11 protein-coding genes and 1 tRNA gene are annotated in these 16204 nt (G+C 31.0%); 2 read left to right on the forward strand and 10 right to left on the reverse strand.

Annotated elements, in window-relative coordinates:
- Positions 1-383: 383 nt before the first annotated feature.
- From DP68_RS18590 to DP68_RS18615, 6 genes are all read right to left on the reverse strand, one after another.
- Positions 384-2309, reverse strand: coding sequence for an ABC-F family ATP-binding cassette domain-containing protein (locus DP68_RS18590; protein WP_035312016.1), 1926 nt, complete (start codon positions 2307-2309; stop codon positions 384-386).
- A 235-nt stretch (positions 2310-2544) separates the two neighbouring features.
- On the reverse strand, positions 2545-3366 hold the full coding sequence (locus DP68_RS18595) for a nitroreductase family protein (protein WP_035312017.1): 822 nt from the start codon (positions 3364-3366) through the stop codon (positions 2545-2547).
- 174 nt (positions 3367-3540) lie between these two features.
- Positions 3541-5457, reverse strand: coding sequence for an anaerobic carbon-monoxide dehydrogenase catalytic subunit (cooS, locus tag DP68_RS18600; RefSeq protein WP_035312018.1), 1917 nt, complete (start codon positions 5455-5457; stop codon positions 3541-3543).
- A gap of 241 nt (positions 5458-5698) precedes the next feature.
- A complete protein-coding gene (mglC, locus tag DP68_RS18605; RefSeq protein WP_052085910.1) occupies positions 5699-6718 on the reverse strand; it encodes a galactose/methyl galactoside ABC transporter permease MglC in 1020 nt (339 codons plus the stop codon).
- A 16-nt stretch (positions 6719-6734) separates the two neighbouring features.
- Positions 6735-8252, reverse strand: coding sequence for a sugar ABC transporter ATP-binding protein (locus DP68_RS18610; RefSeq protein ID WP_035312019.1), 1518 nt, complete (start codon positions 8250-8252; stop codon positions 6735-6737).
- A gap of 106 nt (positions 8253-8358) precedes the next feature.
- On the reverse strand, positions 8359-9399 hold the full coding sequence (locus tag DP68_RS18615; protein WP_035312020.1) for a galactose ABC transporter substrate-binding protein: 1041 nt from the start codon (positions 9397-9399) through the stop codon (positions 8359-8361).
- A gap of 304 nt (positions 9400-9703) precedes the next feature.
- Here DP68_RS18615 and DP68_RS18620 point away from each other — a divergent pair, with 304 nt between their 5' ends.
- Positions 9704-11245, forward strand: a complete 1542-nt coding sequence (locus DP68_RS18620) for an FAD-dependent oxidoreductase (protein ID WP_035312022.1) — start codon at positions 9704-9706, stop codon at positions 11243-11245.
- Between the two features lie 11 nt (positions 11246-11256).
- On the opposite strand, the gene DP68_RS18625 is transcribed toward DP68_RS18620, so the two are convergent.
- The 3 genes from DP68_RS18625 to DP68_RS18635 all read right to left on the reverse strand — a co-directional run bounded on the left by DP68_RS18625 (position 11257) and on the right by DP68_RS18635 (position 15014).
- The gene (locus DP68_RS18625; protein ID WP_035312025.1) at positions 11257-13017 is read right to left on the reverse strand and encodes a methyl-accepting chemotaxis protein; all 1761 of its coding nucleotides are present in this window, start codon (positions 13015-13017) and stop codon (positions 11257-11259) included.
- A 201-nt stretch (positions 13018-13218) separates the two neighbouring features.
- Complete coding sequence (locus tag DP68_RS18630) at positions 13219-14040, reverse strand: HAMP domain-containing sensor histidine kinase (RefSeq protein ID WP_035312027.1); 822 nt, start codon at positions 14038-14040, stop codon at positions 13219-13221.
- 158 nt (positions 14041-14198) lie between these two features.
- Positions 14199-15014 carry an MASE3 domain-containing protein gene (locus tag DP68_RS18635; RefSeq protein WP_052085911.1) on the reverse strand — a complete coding sequence of 272 codons (816 nt, stop codon included), beginning with the start codon at positions 15012-15014 and terminating at the stop codon, positions 14199-14201.
- A 330-nt stretch (positions 15015-15344) separates the two neighbouring features.
- Between DP68_RS18635 and DP68_RS18640 the strand changes: the two genes are divergently transcribed.
- Positions 15345-15983 (forward strand): hemolysin III family protein, encoded by a 639-nt coding sequence (locus DP68_RS18640; protein WP_035312029.1) that lies wholly within the window; start codon positions 15345-15347, stop codon positions 15981-15983.
- 97 nt (positions 15984-16080) lie between these two features.
- On the opposite strand, the gene DP68_RS18645 is transcribed toward DP68_RS18640, so the two are convergent.
- Positions 16081-16155: transfer RNA gene (locus tag DP68_RS18645), tRNA-Asn, on the reverse strand.
- Positions 16156-16204 lie beyond the last annotated feature (49 nt).

Here is a 16204-nt window from a genome sequence, read left to right on the forward strand (position 1 = left end):
TGATCCATTAACTAATTCTCCTGCATAATGAGCATCTCCTGAAGACATACGTAGACGAATCATAGTTTCATAATTTTTTTCTGGTTTAATAAATGCCATTTTCCATACCCCCAAATTTAAAAATATTTATTTAAAATAAAAGTTTAAAGATAAATTAATATTAATTTAATTTATCAGCATAGATGTAATTTATTTCCATCTAATATATATTATACACCCTTTAAAAGCTTTATTCCATATTTTGTAAAAAAATTATTAATTATTTTACTATCCTTGATTCAAAATCTCTAATAAAGGTATAAATTAAAGTTAATATTATATTTGTGTTCTTTACTTAATTCTCTAAATTTTTTCTACGAAAACGCTAAAAAATCCCTACTTATTTAAAGTAGGGATCTTTTACTTTCCTCAATTTTTTCTGCCAATTCATTAAGGTACATCCATCTATCCATTTTTTCTTCTAAAAGCTGTTCTGTTTCTTCTTTTTCTTTCATAAGGTTATTAAGTTTTCCATAATCTGTTGAGTAATAATGCATATCTTTTTCAATTTGCTCTAACCTTTGTTCTAAATCTGCAACAATATTATCTATTTCATCGTACTCTCTTTGTTCCTTGTAGGAAAACTTTAAAGTATTATTTTTTTTCTTTAATACATTTACATCTTCCTTATGCTTTTGATTAGCTTTTCCATCTTTTAAAGACTTATTTTCCTCTTCTAATAGTTTTGTATTTTCATCTCTTAATTCCTTTACATCACTATAATTTCCCGTATACTGAGTTATTTTTCCTTTTCCTTCAAATGAGAAAATTCTTTCTGCCATTCTATCTAAAAAGTACCTATCATGAGATACTGATATTACTGCTCCAGGAAACTCTTCAATATAATCTTCTAATACCTTTAAAGTTTCTATATCTAAGTCATTCGTAGGTTCGTCTAATAAAAGAACATTTGGAGATTCCATTAAAACTCTTAAAAGATAAAGTCTTCTTTTTTCTCCACCTGAAAGCCTAGAAATAGGAGTCCACTGATCTGATCCTGTAAATAAAAATCTTTCAAGCATTTGAGAAGCACTTAATTTATACCCCTCGCTATTTTCTATAAATTCCGCTCCTTCTCTTATGTATTCTATAACTCTCATGCCCTCATTCATATGATAACTTTCCTGTGAAAACATACCTATTTTCACTGTTTCTCCAACTTCTACAGTTCCACTATCAGGTTTTAGTTTTCCACTTATAATATTCATAAGTGTGGATTTTCCTTCTCCATTAGGGCCAATTATTCCTACTCTGTCTCGTCTAAGTACTATATAACTGAAATCATCTATAACTTTTTTATCTCGAAAAACCTTTGTAATATTATTAAGCTCTATAACTTTCCTCCCAAGTCTTGTTCCTGCAAGAGATATTTCAAGCCTATCTTCATTTAAGTCTATTGCTTCATCGGTTAGCTTTTCAAAACGATCAATTCTTGCCTTCTGCTTAGTACTTCTTGCTTTAGCCCCTCTTCTTATCCAAGCAAGTTCCTTTCTTAAAAGACTCTGCCTTTTCTTTTCACTAGAAGCCTCTATTTCTTCTCTTTCAATTTTTTTCTGCAGAAAGGCACTATAATTCCCTTCATAGGTATAAAGCTTTCCCCCATCTAACTCTATTATTTCATTTGCAACTCTATCTAAAAAATATCTATCATGAGTTATCATTAAGAGAGCACCTTTTCTCTTATTTAAATATTGCTCCAGCCAATCTATAGTTTCATTATCTAAATGATTAGTTGGCTCATCTAATATAAGTAAATCGGATGGATTTACTAAGGCTCCTGCTAGTGCTATTCTTTTTCTTTGTCCTCCTGAAAGTGTTCCTACCTTCACATTAAAGTCCATAATTCCTAGCTTTGTAAGTACCGTTTTAGCCTCACTTTCAATAGTCCATGCATTTAAATTATCCATACTGTGAGTAAGTCTCATTATTCTTTCCGGATTACTATTTTTATCTTCAAGCGCTTCTTCATATTCCCTTATAACCTTGATTATAGGAGAATTCCCTCTGAAAACCTCCTGAATAACTGTCTTTTCAGCATCAAACTCAGGTAATTGTGGTAAGTACTCTATATTAATTAAACTATTTTTTATAATTCTTCCGCTGTCTTCTACTTCAACTCCTGCAATTATTTTAAGAAGAGTACTTTTCCCTGTACCATTTATACCTATAACTCCTATTTTATCTCCTTCGTTAATTCCTAAGTTTATATTATTAAAGAGTTCCTTTTCGCTATAGCTTTTTGATATATTTTCAAGTGTTATTAAATTCATAACTACTACCTTCCTTAGTTCATTTAATTTTTAATAAAATCTGCTTAAATGCATAAAACCTGCCTATACAAGTTTTTATATTAACTTTTAACTATTAGATATTAACTAAATGTCTAGCATTTACAATTATATTCTATATCGTCACTTCATGCAAAGATTTAAAATTAATATTATTTATAATATCAGGGGACATTTAAAGGAAGCTTGCAAGACAAACTTCCTTTTTTTCATAAACTTAAATTTCAAAACTTATTACATATTCGGCTTCACCTTTCGGAGCTTCCCTATCCTCTATCCACTTTCCCTTAAATCCAAGCTCATTAATTGCAAGCTCAAAGTGGCACATTGCAATACCTATATCAATTTTTTGAATATCATAGGACATTGTTTCTTTATAGGCTTTTTTTCTTTTTATATAAAAATGAAATTTATTATTATCCATTATTATTCTCCAGGGCTGAGCATTTACTGCAGAGGGTGCAAGTCTTACAGCTTCAAATGCTTCTTCGTACATTTCTGCATCCTTTCTTGATAAAGCATTTTGAAAACCTTTATTATAGAAGATTTCTTCAAAATTTTTTCTATTTTTTGATCCTGATGAAAATTTCATGATTGAGTCTATTATGCTTCTACCTTCTCTCGGATATCCTATAGGAGTTATTATCGGAAGTATTTCTTCATCTTTTAAATTTATTGCCTTTTTAAATTCTTCTCTTTTAAATGTTCCACCAAGCCAGCAAGTTCCAAGGCCCTGAGAAGCAGCATAAAGTATTCCGCTTTCCAATCTATATCCAAGCTGCTCCATACTTCTAGGCTCATTTTTAACAGCTGTTGCTATAAACATATTACATCCTCTTATAACTCCATAGGTTCCAAGCTTTAAATCATCCAAACCTTTATCATTTGAATCCACAATAGAAAATCTTACATTGACGTTAAAAGGTCCTTTAGTATTATTTAAATGATTTAATATATCTTCTCTAATTTCCTTACTTAATTCTTGATTTTTATAACTTCTTACTGATGTCCTTTTTTTTACTACCTCTATTATTTTCATTTTATTACCCCTTTTTTATGCTCTACTAATTATATAGTATCTAATCATTAATGATTGACTTATGCTTTATGATTTCTATAAAGATTATATTATTATTTTAATATTTAAAAATCAAAAAAGGAACCTCAAATCTCTCCGAAGTTCCTTTTAATTGATATTAATTTATATTAATTACTAACTAAGCCCCATTCCTTTTCTCTTAGAAATAATGTGTGCTTCTATGTTATTTGCAACTTCTACAGGATCATCTCCAAGAGCAACTTTACCGCCAGTTAATCCCTCAACTTCTTCTGTAAGTAACTTCACAAGTTTAGGAGCACCAGTCATAAATGGCACTGGAGATAAATGAGTATATGCACCATATGCTACTGCAAATATACCATCTATTGTAGCCTTTTGTTCCATCCATTCTGGAGCAGTAACAGCTATAGGAAGTTGTGGTACATCCACATCTAAGTGGTCTGCAAGAGCTGTAACAAGCATTGATATTCTTCCTGTATCTGTACATGTTCCAAAGCTTAGTACTGGAGGAATCTTAAGCAAGTTACAAACTTCTTTTAATCCTTCTCCTGCCATGGTGTTCGCTGCATCTAAAGTACAAAGTCCTGCAACCTCAAGTGCATGATTTCCACAACCACCACTAACAACTAATATATCTTTCTTTATTAATTCTTTTGTTAAGTTTACTGTATTCCAGTCCTGTGGACCATTTCTAAGGGTTGAGCAGTTTGCAAGAGCTACTACTCCCTTAATCTTTCCTGCAACTATTACGTCTACTAGTGGTTCAAGTCTGTTTCCAAGAGCACCTAGTACTGCTTCTGTTGAGAAACCTGCAATTGCCTTTTGAATCTTTTTAGGAACCATAGGTGTTATTTTGCCATGACGTTTTTTAAAGTTTTCTTCTGCAAGATTAATTAATGTATCTACTGTTTCATTTACCTTTTCAGGGTAATATGGAAGTTTATGTTCTATTCCTGGCAAATCAATGATAGTGCTTAATGATACTAATGTTAACTGATATTTTTCAGCATACATATCAATAGCAGGTGGAGAACAGTTTTCTTCCATTGCTAAAACGTCAACTGTACCTGTTGCAAGTAATGGTTCTATTGTAAGCCAATTTCCCATAAGTCCTACAAAAGTGTCATCTACATTATATCTTTGTAATAATTCCTGGCCAGTTTCTATAGATCCTACTACGTGAAGTCCCTTTGCTCCAGCTTTTCTTGCTCTTTCTTGGACTTCAGGTGTTCTAGCCTTTTCAATCATTGCAGCGCCTATCCAAGGTTGGTGACCATTAAATACTATATTTATGTAATCTGGATCCATAATACCTAAATCTGTATCTACTTCATGAGGAGTTGGGGTTCCAAATAATATATCTTGAACCATTTCAAGCCCAATTTGAGAATTGTATATAGTAGCTATTCCAAGTCTAAGTGCTTTTGCAGCTAATGAAACATAGCTTCCATCTACGTTTGTTAAGCAGCTTGCTACACAGTTTTGTTCTTCATGAATTGTTCCTTTAGGGTAAACATTTATCTTTTTCCAAACTTCCTTTCTCTTTCTTGGTGCAAAAGCTTCTACCATAAGGTTTTCATCATCTTCACCAATTTCTTGCTGTCTTTGTAATAATTCTGCTAATTGTATAGCCATTTTATTTGTATCTTGATTTGTATCGATTCCTAACTTTTCACACATCCATTTAAGTTTATTAACATCCTTAATCTTAAATGGAGTTTTTCCTTCTCCTGTAGCTTTTAATGTACGGAATGCTTCATAGGCATGATGACTATATGTACCAGCTCCCATAATATTTTTAAGAAGGAAATTTCTCATTGCCATTGCGTCTGGACCAATTCCGCATACTCCCTTGTCTGGTTCACCCTTATCATTTAACCTACAAGGACCTTGAGAACATAATTGACAGCTTAATCCTTGAAGGCAAAATTTACAACGTATTTTTTCTTGTTGTACCCATCTATCGAAGACGTTAGACATTCCATCTTCTCTAATGCGCTTAAGCATTTCTTCAACAGAATCGTGATAGCTTACACGTCCCTCAGCTTTTTCTAAAATTGTTTCACTCACTTAAATCACCCTTCCAATTGTAATAGTTATTTTTAATATTATTGATTTTTAAAACTCTATAATATTTTTACCCCTTTTTCAATAATTATTACAATTAAATTTATAAGCTGAGCTATTAACAACCTTATAAGTTTAAAGGAATTAGTTTCTAGGCTTTAGGTGCCAGAAACTGGTGAAATTTTGACTAGTCAAAGTTCTATCCAATCCTTGTACCTATCACCTCACTACTAATTCCTAAATATCATTTTTTCGCAATATATTTTCTTATGTCAAAAGCCACAGCGGTTACTATAATAAGTCCCTTTACTATAAGCTGCCAGTATGGATTTACTCCTATAAATGTAAGCCCATAATTTATTACGCTAAATATTAATACTCCGGCTAAAATTCCTTGAACAGTTCCTATTCCTCCTGAAGTAGATACTCCCCCTACAACGCAGGCAGCAATAGCATCCATTTCGTACATGTTCCCATAGTTATTTGTAGCTCCTCCAGTTCTGGCAGCTTCTAACACTCCTCCAAGTCCATATAACGAACCTGCAATTGCATATAATATTAAAAGTGTAAGTCCTACATTTATACCTGAAACTTTAGCTGCTTCTTTATTTCCACCTATAGCATACATATTCTTTCCAAGGCGAGTTTTATTAAATATTACCCAAACTATTATTGATACTATTATTGCAATTAATACTATAACAGGAAATGAAAATATATGTCCTGATCCTAAATTAGTAAAATCTTTTCTAAGCCCTCCAATAGGCTGTGAGTCATTTGGAGGTAGATCAAAGTAAATTGAATTTAGTCCATATACAATTACCATGGTACCTAAAGTTGCTATAAAAGGTGGTACACTAAACTTTGAAATAATAAATCCATTTACGGCACCAGCTAAAAGTGCTGCAATTATGGCAATTAAAATAGGTATGATTAAATTAAGCTGAGGTAAATCGGGGTAAAATCTTCTTGCATAATCAGGAGTTTGAAGCATAGATGCAGATAATACTGCGGCAAATCCTACCACACGTCCAGCAGAAAGGTCAACGCCACCTGTTATAAGTACAAAGGCTATTCCCAGGGCAATAATTACCTTTGTAGCGCTTTGAAGTAAAATGTCTTTTAAGCAAGTAAGTGATAAAAATCTTGAATCCTTTACGGCAATAGCCAATACAAGCATTACTAAAACTATATAAATTGCATGCTGGGATAAAAATTCCTTTACTTTCTTCATATCTATTTTCTTAATATCGGATTTTTCCATAATAAATCCTCCTTCCCTATGAACTAAACTTTGTTGCAAGACGCATTATTTCTTCCTCTGTTGCATCACTGCCACTTATAATTCCAGAGAGATGTCCCTCACACATAACCATTATACGATCAGACATTCCAATAAGCTCCGGCATTTCAGAAGATATCATTATGATGCTTTTGCCTTGCTTTGCAAGATCTGCAATTATTGTATATATTTCATACTTTGCACCAACATCAATCCCACGAGTTGGTTCATCTAATATAAGTATTTCAGGTTCTGTTAAAAGCCACCTTGCTATAAGCACCTTTTGTTGATTTCCACCAGATAGATCCTTTATAAGAGTTCTAAACGAAGGGGTTTTTACCTTAAGCATTTTTATACTTTTCTTTACATCTTCTCGTCTTTTACCTTCATTTATAATGCGTAAAGGTGTGACATATCGATTTATATTTGCAACCACAGTATTCTCCAGTATTGAAAGTACTGGAAATATTCCCGTTGCTCTTCTTTCTTCAGTTAAAAGTGCAATTTTATGCTTCTTTGCATCTATTGGTGATTTTATTTTTACTTCTTTATTATTAATAAATATCTTTCCATTACTAATTCCCCTTAGTCCAAATAACGCTTCCACAAGTTCTGTGCGTTGTGCTCCTACAAGTCCACCTATACCTAATACTTCTCCTTTTTTCAATTCAAATGAAATGTCACTAAAGGATTTTCCCATGATAGATGTCAATTGCTCAATTTTCAGCACTACTTCTCCTGGAATATTACTTTTAGGCGGGAATCTATTTGTCATGTCACGTCCTACCATTTTAGAAATTATCATATCTGTAGTAAGTTCTAAAGACTTCCATGTACCTATATACTTACCATCACGCATAATTGTCACTTCGTCAGATATTTTAAGTATTTCTTCTATCTTATGGGATATATAAATTATAGAAACTCCACGATTTTTTAATTCATTTATTATCGTAAATAAATGTTCTACTTCATTTTCAGTTAAGGATGATGTAGGTTCGTCCATTATTATAACCTTAGAATTATATGACACTGCTTTTGCAATTTCTATCAACTGAATTTTAGATACAGACATATTTCCTACTATATCTTTAGGATTTATATCTATATTAAGGTTCTCAAAAAGCTTCTTTGTAGCTTCATACATGCTTTTTTCATCTACAAATTTTAATGGCCCTATTTTTTTAGTTGAAAATCTTCCAAGCCATATATTTTCAATAACATTTCTATAAGGCACAGGATGTAGTTCTTGGTGAATCATTGATATACCATTATCTAGTGCAATCTTAGGTTCTTTTATATCAATTTTTTTCCCATCTAAAATTATATCTCCTGAATCTTCTTTATATATACCAAAAAGGCATTTCATAAGAGTAGACTTTCCAGCTCCATTTTCCCCCATAAGAGCATGAACGCTTCCTTTTCTTACTTTTAGAGTTACATTATCTAATGCTTTAACTCCTGGAAACTCTTTAGATATGTTATTCATCTGAAGAATAAATTCACCTTCATCCATTTAATCACCTCCACTCCTTTTATTTTCAGCTATTTATTGAGAATTAAGAGTGAAAAGCTAATGTAAGTTTTTAATCCTCACTAACCCTTCACTCTTTAATGAATCCTTATTTTGCTTCGTTCATGTTTTCCTTTGTAATCTTTTTATATGGTACCCATACATATTTTCCATCAGTTAAGTCAAATCCTATATTTTCTTTACTTGGAGTTCCACCCTTAGCTAATACTTCAGCTATATTGAATGTAGCCTTACCTTGATTCTTAGCATCATTTAAAACTGTTCCAAGCATAGTCCCTTCTTCAAGAGCCTTTAATGCTGGTGCAGTTGCATCAACGCCTATAACTGGCATATATTTATTATCTTTGAAGTATCCACCTGCTTTTAATGCTTCAATAGCTCCAAGTGCCATATCATCATTATTTGCAAATACCATTTCTATCTTATCACCATTTGCAGCAAGGAATGCAGCCATCTTTTCCTGTCCTTTTACACGATCCCACATAGCTGTATCTTCAGCAAGCTTATCCACCTTTATACCTGCATCTGTTACAGCTTGAACTGAATATTTAGTTCTAAGTTCTGCATCTTGATGTCCTGGTTCTCCCTTTAACATTACATACTGCATAACTCCATCTTTGTTCTTATCAGCTTCAGGATGCCCCTTCCAATAATCAACTGCAAGCTGTCCTGATATTGTTCCGGATTCTTCAGCTCTAGCTCCAACGTAATAAACCTTATCCCATTTCTTCATATCTTCTGGTAAGGGTTCCCTATTGAAAAATACTACTGGTGTATTTGCCTTTTGAGCTTTGTCAATTAACACTCCTGCTGCAGTACGATCAACTGGGTTTATTGCAAGACTATTTACTTTCTTTGTTATAAATAAGTCTACTTTATCATTTTGAGTTGGCTGTGAATTTTGGCTATCTACTATGTCTACTGTTGCCTTATCTCCTGCCGCTCCAGATATTGCATTACGAACTCCTGTCATAAATGTATCGTCAAACTTATAAATAGCACATCCTATAGTTGGTTTATCCTTCTTATCTTCTGCTTTATCTCCTGCTGGTTTTTGTCCACCTGAGCACCCTACCAAAGCTCCTGTAAGTACAGAAGCAAGGATTATACTTGCCATTACCTTTTTCATAAAGTTCCCCCCATTATAATATTAATATTTTATTAATTGAATTTCATTAATATATTATTCATATAATTTCCAATATATACCGCAGAATTCGTTTTCATTTATCCAATATTTTATTAAATATTTATAGTTATATAATTTCACTTTATACCATTTTACTTATAATTAAGATATGTATTAAATTTAAATTTCAGGAAAAATTAATCTTATTGATTAAGTAATAATTAGGAACTTGTCATTTAATAAGATTTATTGATTAACTTATCTTTTACTTTAATCTTAATTGATAACACAGGAGGCATATAATATGACTGAAGATAATTTACAAAATAGAGATATTCCTAAATATCCTGAAGCCTATTGGATGGAGTCTACAAAGTTCCCATTCTTCTCAAATTACTCTGACAATATGAAGGTAGATGTGGTTATAGTTGGTGGAGGAATTACTGGTATCACTTTAGCTTATTTGCTTAAGAAAGAAGGTTTAAAAGTTGTAATTTTAGAATCCAGCAAAATATTAAGTGCAACTACTGGCCATACTACAGCTAAAATAACTGCACAACATGAATTAATATATGATGAATTTTTAAATGAAATAGGACATGAAAAGACTAAGCTTTACTATGAGTCTAATATGCAGGCATTAAACTTTATAAAAAGCACTATAAAGGAAAAAAATATCGACTGTGATTTCATTGAACAAGATGCTTACATATACACTCAATCTGAAGATTATGTGCAAAAAATATTAAATGAATCAAAGGCTTATGAAGCCTTGGGCATACCTGGAGAATACCTGAATAGTATGCCTATACCATTAGATATAAAAGCTGCATTAGTTATGAAAAATCAAGCTCAATTTCATCCACTTAAATATTTAAATAGTCTTGTAAATTCTATTAATGAAGATGGAAATATTATTTATGAAAATACTCAAGCAATAGATATTGAAAAATCTCCAGAACTTAAAGTTATAACAAAAACTGGCCATAAAATAACCTGTGATAATGTAGTTATTTGTACTCACTATCCTTTTTATGATGGAATGGGATTGTATTTTTCAAGAATGTATCCACTTAGATCTTACGTTTTAGGAGCTATAACCGAAAAGCCTTATCCTGGTGGTATGTATATAAATGCTGAGAATCCTGGACGTTCTCTTAGATATACACCTTTTAATGGAGAAAACTTAGTTATAATTGGAGGGGAAAGTCATAAAACTGGCCAAAGTGATATTCCCACATCTGGTCGATACGAAGTTTTAAAATCCTTTGGTGATGAACTGTTTAAAATAAAAAGTATACCTTACAGATGGTCTACTCAAGACCTAGTGACCTTAGATAATATACCTTACATAGGACATATTACTGATAGCAATCCAAACATATATGTTGCAACAGGGTATAAACAATGGGGTATGACAAGTGGAACCCTAGCTGCTTTAATTATAAGAGATTCTATTTTGGAGAAAGAAAATCCTTATTCTAATCTCTATACACCTTCTAGGTTTAATGCTGATCCTAGTGTGAAAAACTTTATTTCAATGAATACAGATGTAGCTAAAGAACTTATTAAAGGAAAAGTATCAGCTAATAATAGAAAACCTGATGATTTGAAAAATGATGAAGGCGCAGTTGTGTTCATAAATGGCAAAAGAGCCGGGGCATATAGAGGTGAGCAAGGAGAACTTCATATTTTGGATACTACCTGTACCCATCTGGGATGTGAAGTTCAGTGGAACGATGCAGAAAGAACCTGGGATTGCCCATGCCATGGTTCAAGATTTTCTATAAATGGTGAGGTAGTTGAAGGACCTGCACAAAAACCATTAAAAAAAATTGAGGAGTAATCCTCAATTTTTTAGCTAGTTTTAAATCTTTCAATATTACTATAAATATCTTCAGATATTTTATTTAAATCTTCTGCCATGTATGCTAAATTGTTAACTACCTTATTTTGCTCTTCTATTGTTGCTACAACTTCTTCAGTTGAAGCAGATAATTCTTCAGAAATACTTGATACAGATTCTGTCTTTTCTAGTACCATTTCCTTTTTACCTAAAGCACTTTGGATTTCACTATTTATATCTTCCATAGCAGGCATTATTTCATTTATTTCTTTAAGAATAGATTTAAATGATGTCATGGAACCTCTTATTATTCCCACTTGGTTTTCAATCTTTAATGTAGCTGAATTAGCAGTACTTGCTACATTATTAAAATCTTTAGTCATATTGTTTGTTATTCCAATTATATTATTTGAAGAATCTAAACTTTGCTGAGCTAGTTTTCTTATTTCATCTGCAACAACAGCAAATCCTCTTCCTGCCTCTCCTGCTCTTGCAGCTTCAATGGATGCATTTAATGCTAAGAGATTTGTCTGCTGAACTACTCCATCTATTACCTCCACTATCAAATTAATTTTTCCCATGTTTCCCTCAAATTCGTTTATCTTATTTATTACGCCATTAAATAAATTTTTTATTTCTTCAATAGATGCTAGTAATTCTTGAAGATTTTCAGAATTTGTATCTGCCGAATATTTTATTTCTCTCCCACTTACAGCCATTCTGGAAAACTTTTGACCTATAATATCTAAATTTGATGTTAGTCCTTCAACGAGCTTTAAGACATCTGAAAGCTGATTAGATTGATCTGTTGAACCTTTGGCAATTTCGGACATAACTTCCTCTATATCTTTACTTGAGTGATTTATATCCGAAGAAGATGCTGCAAGTGCTGTTGAGGAATCATTTAATGTATTCAAAGCAGCTTTTATTTTGCCTATTAAAGCTTCCATTTGAACTGTCATTTCATTAAATACACTGCTTACATATCCTATTTCATCCTTTTTATTATAAGTAGATCTAACTCTCAGGTCTCCATGTGATAACTCCTTCATACTTGCTATTATTCCTTCTAATGGGAATATCTTTTTTCCGACAATATATATTAAGCAAATACTAACTAAAACGCTAAATATTATAATAAGTGCTATTATTTCAATTAATAATTTATTTGCTCCTTTATAAAAATCTTCTTCATAACATCCTACGTTTACGTACCAATCCCAATCCTTGTAGTACTTAACTACATTTACCTTTGGCTTTGCCTCAGTTTCTCCAGGGTTTTGCCATATAAAATGTATAACTCCATTATTAGTAGGATTGCTTCCTTCTCTTATTATTTCTTTTGCAACATATGTACCGCCTGCATCCTTATAATCCATAATGCTATCTCCCTCTTTAGCAGGATGCATAACTTCTAAGCCTGTACTATCTATAGCATACATATAAGCCTTAATATTTTCTAAGTCAATGGAAGATTTGACTTCTCTAGACTTACCATCTTGTGATATTGGATTTAAAAATATTTGTCTAAACATTTCTTGAGCTTCTTGCCTTGTATATTTCCCCTTTTGCACTTCCTTTTCAAGGCTTTCCATAGTTTCTATTCCAATATTGACCTTATTTTGTAATGATCTAATTCCTAAATCAGTTAATTGTTTCTTTGCCGAAGAGTAACTAATAAATCCTATAACACTCATAGCCGTAACTACAATTACAGAAATTATAATAAAAGAAATATACATAGATTTTCTTAATCCACTTTTGTTATTCATGGTAAATTCCTCCTTATATTGTAAAACAATAGGTGATTTTTAGGTTACTACCTTAAATTTACCATATTATATCCCAAATTCCAACATATTTTATGTTAACTCTTTACTAAATTTACTATTATCAATAACTTATTATTTGTTATGCTTGACATATTTTTAGTTTATATAATAGAAGAAGCTTGCATTTGCAAACTTCTTTTACTACCAATATATGTCCGAAAACTCTATATTCATTTTTTCTATGATAGACTTATTTTCTATGTTGTCAAAATTCAATGTAGTACATGCAACTTCATTAATTTCTGTTATAGGTATACTTATAATTATCTCAGTACCTTGTCCTACTTCACTTGTTAATTTTATTTTTCCTTGTTGAAGCTCTACAAGTGACTTTACCAAGGCTAATCCCATACCATTTCCTTCACATTTCCTTGTAAACAAATTGTCGACCTGAGTAAAGTTTTCAAAAACTATTTTATGTTTTTCTTTTGGAATTCCTACTCCATCATCTTTTACACTTACATTTATATAATCTTTATTATCATGATATAAACTTATACTTATATTACCATTATTATTGCCATACTTAATTGAATTTGAAATTAAATTTAGCATTATTCTTTCCATGAGATTATTATCTATATTTACATACTCCTCTTCTATATCTGTATCAAATATTATATTTATTCCTCTTTTTTCAAGATAAGGTACTACTGACATGACTATATTTTCTACTATCTCAACTATATTAACATAAGCTATTTTAGGTCTTAAAGACCCTTCATTTATTTTAGTAACATCAATTATATTATTAGTTAATTTAATAAGTCTATAACAGTTTTGCTTAATTATTTTATTATATTCACTTATCTTTTGTAGATTTGCTTCATTAATAAAATATTCCTCAGCCTGACTGATACTATATATTAGATTTATAGGAGTCTTAAGTTCATGAGAGATGTTCGCTAAAAATTCTAGCATGGATTTATCTTTTTCTATTCTATCTAAGCTTATATTCCCCATCCCCTTTTATCCATAATTTTATAGAAATATAATAACACATCTCAAACCTGTTTTCTATATTATGGGATATAAGTAAAAAAATATTACAATTCATACATAATCTATTAACAAATAATTATTATTAATTGTAATTATAAAAAATAAACTTCCAATAGTCTTTAGATTCCCTCTGTTTCCTTAAGTATCTTGCCATTATCCGTAATTTTATGGATATTCTTACCCAAAGTTTCTTTTATAATTGCACTATATAAAATATAAAAGGATACAAATTTAAGTACATGTCCAGTTCCATTAATAATTCCATACACATCTCTATAGATAGTAAATGCCAATTCTGATCCTATTGAAAATATAATAAAATAACTATAGGATTTATCAGATAAAAAATTTATATTATACTCATCATAAGATATAAACAAACATACTCCTAAAATTACAATTATTATATATTCACTTATCATCTTAAAGGGTGTTAATCCATATCCTTCTATAAAACAGTTAGGAAATATATGAAACTTAAATATGCTTAAAATAATTAATACTACAATAATTGCATAAGAAACAAAAACCTTTAAAATATTAATCTTCTTTTTAATATAACTAAATGACACTAATATAGAAATTGACTCTAAATATCTTACAGCTATCCATAATTGAGTAGGTATATTTGCTGTACTACCTATATCTATTATATTCATACCTCTATAAGATAAAGTGTGTAATAATTCAATACAAGCTACGAATCCATAAGTTATTCCCAAAAATATGAAATAATTATTTTTGGGGCTTTTACTCATGTTAAGTGTTATAATCATAATACTAAAACTTACAATTATAATAAGAAGTTCACAAATGGTATGAAACATCAGATATTTAAACGAACTTATATACATAGCTATTATAAAAAAAACTCCAAAAACTATATGAATGATATATTTATTTATATTACCTTTAAAGCAACCCATATATTTCATAACTGCCTCCCTTATTAAGAAATATTCATTCTCCATTATATCACATTTTTTACATAAAAATATCCATTTTTGTTACAATATTTAATAAAATATAAACTTCTACTCAACCTTATTTACTTTTATAAAGATTCAAAGCCATAAATTAATATATGTTTTACAATTTAAAAATAGTATGTTTGTAAAAAAGGTATAAAATAATATTTAAGAATTTTATAAACTTTTTAACTTGTATAAAATATATTAATGCAAGTATAATATATAAATGTTACAATATGTTTTATAAGTTAATATATTATAGATAGAGATTTAATATAAAGGAGGTGTCTTAATTTGGAGGATCAAGATAACTTTTATACATTTGGAGAAGAATTAGCTAATGCCATAACACATGGATTAGGTGCACTTCTATCCGTGGCAGCTTTAGTACTTTTGATTGTATTTGCAGCTCTTTATAAGGATCCTTGGCATGTTGTAAGTTACACTATATTTGGAGTTTGTATGATTATACTGTATCTTGGATCTACGCTTTATCATAGCATTCCAAATAAAAAAGTTAAGAGAATATTTAGGATTTTTGATCACTGTTCCATTTTCTTGCTTATTGCTGGTACCTATACTCCCTTTACTCTTACTATACTTCGAGGGCCATTAGGCTGGACTATATTTGGGATTGTATGGGGACTTGCTATTGTAGGAATTATCCTAAAATCCTTTTGGGTTGAAAAATATGAATTATTGTCTACCTCAGCTTATGTAGGGATGGGATGGATTATAGTATTTGCTATAAAAAGATTGATCATACTTCTTCCGCCCACTGGTTTATTTCTTTTAGTAGCTGGTGGAGTTCTTTATACCTTAGGTGCAGTTTTATTTATGTTCGATAAAATACCTTATAACCATGCAATCTGGCACCTATTTGTACTTGCCGGTACTACTTGCCACTTCTTTTGTGTTTTGTTCTACCTTTAGAAATCTTAGGACATTTTAAATACGAAAAAGCACAATAAGTTAATTAATATTTGCATTAATTAAACTCGTTGTGCTTTAATTCTTCAAAAAATAAAAATGGCTCCGTGGAGAGGGCTCGAACCTCCAACCCTTCGGTTAACAGCCGAATGCTCTGCCATTGAGCTACCACGGAATAAATTTATCTGGCAACGACCTACTCTCCCACCGGGCCTCCCCGGCAG

Source organism: Clostridium sp. HMP27 (assembly GCF_000765165.1).
Taxonomy (GTDB): Bacteria; Bacillota; Clostridia; order Clostridiales; family Clostridiaceae; genus Clostridium_AK.